Annotated in this window: 3 protein-coding genes; 1 reads left to right on the plus strand and 2 read right to left on the minus strand. The window is 70.7% G+C overall.

Translation table 11 applies throughout. The features are described 5' to 3' along the window. The first annotated feature begins 47 nt into the window (after nt 1-47). A complete protein-coding gene (locus AB0M20_RS36915; protein WP_364305366.1) occupies nt 48-959 on the plus strand; it encodes an alpha/beta hydrolase in 912 nt (303 codons plus the stop codon). 31 nt (nt 960-990) lie between these two features. Here the strand turns inward: AB0M20_RS36915 and AB0M20_RS36920 are convergent, their stop codons facing one another. Continuing rightward, nucleotides 991-1356 carry a hypothetical protein gene (locus AB0M20_RS36920; RefSeq protein ID WP_364305363.1) on the minus strand — a complete coding sequence of 122 codons (366 nt, stop codon included), beginning with the start codon at nt 1354-1356 and terminating at the stop codon, nt 991-993. After that, on the minus strand, nt 1353-2423 hold the full coding sequence (locus tag AB0M20_RS36925; protein WP_364305364.1) for an SseB family protein: 1071 nt from the start codon (nt 2421-2423) through the stop codon (nt 1353-1355). The genes AB0M20_RS36920 and AB0M20_RS36925 overlap by 4 nt, the downstream gene beginning before the upstream one ends. Nucleotides 2424-2670 lie beyond the last annotated feature (247 nt).

A 2670-nucleotide genomic window follows, 5' to 3' on the forward strand; every position in this document is an offset into this window, starting at 1 on the left:
CCTTCGGTCCCCGGGCGTTTGCCTGCCCGCGTAGCCTGGGCGGCGTGGTGGATGAGTCGTGCGTGCTGGTGGACGGCCCCTGGACGCACCGCTTCGTGGGCGCCAACGGCAGCCGGTTCCACGTCGTCGAGGCGGGCACCGGGCCGCTGGTGCTGTTCCTGCATGGCTTTCCCGAGTTCTGGTGGGTCTGGCACGACGTCATGACGCAGGTCGCCGACGCGGGCTTCCGGGCCGTGGCGATCGACCTGCGGGGCTACGGCGCCAGCGACAAACCACCACGCGGGTACGACGGATACACGATGGCCGCCGACGTCACCGGCCTGATCCGGGCCCTCGGCGAACGCTCGGCGATGATCGTCGGGGCCGGCGCCGGTGGCATGATCGCCTGGGCCGCCGCCGCCTTCCACCCCAAGATGGTCAGCCGCCTCGTCGTGCTCGGCGCCGCCCACCCGCTGCGCCTGCGGGCCGCGCTCTTCGCCGACCCGCGCGGCCAGGTCGCCGCGACCGCTCCCATCCTGAAATTCCAGGTCCCGCGGTACGAGCACGTGCTCACCAAGGACGACGGCGCGATGATCGGCGAGCTGATCGAGCGGTGGAGCGGGCCGGCCTGGCAGCAGACCCCGGAGTATGCGGAGTACGTGGCCCGGTGCCGGGAGGCGATGCAGATCCCCCAGGCGGCGTTCTGCGCGCTGGAGGCGTACCGCTGGGTCTTCCGGTCGGCGCTGCGCCTGCAGGGATACCGGTTCGTGAAGCTGATGCAGAAGCCGCTGGTGACGCCGACGCTGCACCTGCACGGCGAGCTGGACACCGCCGTGCTTCCCCGGACCGCCCAGGGCTCGGGCCGCTACGTGATCGCGCCGTACGAGTGGCGGCTGCTGCCGGACGTCGGCCATTTCCTGCACCAGGAGGCCGGCTCGGTCGTGACCGGCGAGATCCTCCGGTGGTTCAAGACCCCTTAGCTGCGGAGCGCCGCCGAGGGCAGCGAGGCCATTAGACCCTGTGCTCGTAGAGGTCGCCGACCTCGTGCGCCGGGGCCCAGCCCTGGTAGACGCCGTAGTCGAACTCCTCCAGGCCCATCTGACGGGCGATCGGGGCGCGGCCGCCCGTGTACTCCACCCGCAGCCAGGAGTCCGCCTCGGCGAGCACGATGAACGGCTGACCGCGCCACGTGCAGGTGGTGCGGATGTAGACCAGTTCCTCGTACTCGTCGGGCTTGAGGACACGGACGTACCGGCCCGGGCGCACCTCTTCGAAGCCCTCGCCGGCCTCCGGGGCGTAGATGCGCACACCCTCGCCTTCCGGTGCGGCGTCGTACTCGCGGCCCTGCCATGTGACCACGTACCCGTCGCGCATCACTGCTCACCCACCCGGCGCCACGTCGGGGCGTCGGCGTCGAAGATGGCGACGCACCGCTCGGTGCCGTCCGCGTCCATCCGCCACAGCTGCGCGCCGTGCGGCAGCCGCACACTGTCCACCTTGAACTCGGCGACCACGTCGCGGCCCTCGCCGGGCGCGAACCCGTTGCCACGGAAGGGCGGCCGCTCGATCACCCAGCCGTCCATCGCGCGCAGCGCCTGCTCGCTCTGGCCGCCGTAGGGGATGCGGTAGAGGCTCGGGCGGAAGGCCGGCCAGCGCAGCACGTACGCCTCCTTGGCGTCCGCCGTGTACGACGTGCCCTCGTGCACCAGCCCCAGCGCCGCGAACAGCTCGGCCGGGGTGCGCAGATGCTCCACCTCGTTGGCGCGGTGCACGAAGCCCGCCACCCGGTCGTATCCCCGCTCCAGGTAGTAGTCGACCTGGTCGGTGGGCACCGTCTTCTGCATCAGGGTGGCGTGCGAGGCGGTGTCGGCGGCCCGCTGCGGCAGCGGGAGCGGCTTCTCCTCGCGCTCCCGCTCCTCGGGCTCGGCGCCCAGCCCGGCCTCGGTGGCCCAGCTCGCGAGAGCGATGACCTGCGAACCGGGGTATTTGGCGCCGACCGGCGAACCCGGGTTGACGGCGAAGGACCAGGCCGGGTCGGGCCAGTTGCGGATCAGCTCGAGGAACTTGGCGGCGACCGTGCGGGCCGGCTCGTGATAGTGCTCGGCGAGACGGTCGCGGCTGGTGAAGACCACCAGGAAGGTGCCGCCGTCAACCTCCTCGGTGCGGAAGACGAAGCCGGTCTCGCCCGGGCTCGCACCCGGCCTCGAGTTGTCGGCGACCGGGATCAGGACGGTCGCCAGCAGCAGCGTCGACAGGAAGGCGTCGGTGCTGCCCTCGTCGGCGGCGCCGAGCAGGTCGCGCTCGGTGGAGTTGGCCGGGACGAAGTCGTCCGCCTCAGCGGGCGGCTCGCTCGGCTGCGGTTGTGACTGCGGCTCCGACTGCGGCTCCGGCCGCTGCTCGGCACGCTGATCCGGGCGGTCGGTGCCGCCCGCGCCCGGAACCACCGGCGGGGCGAAGCCCGGATGGGACGGCGGTGGGCCCGGGGGCGGCCCCGGCTGCCGGCGCGGAAGAGCCGGAGAGTCCGGAGTGGACGGCGCGCTCAGATGGCCGGTACAATAGCAGCATGAACATTTAACGATTCTAATCGAAACAAGTCCTCTTGATGTCGGTTCAGTTGAACAATTTCTGCGTCTTTTTCATGGTTTCCTGTTAAATAATCGGACGACTTAACCGAGTATTTTGATGTCTCTT

The sequence above is a fragment of the Actinoplanes sp. NPDC051633 genome (assembly GCF_040681735.1).
Lineage (GTDB): Bacteria > Actinomycetota > Actinomycetes > Mycobacteriales > Micromonosporaceae > Actinoplanes.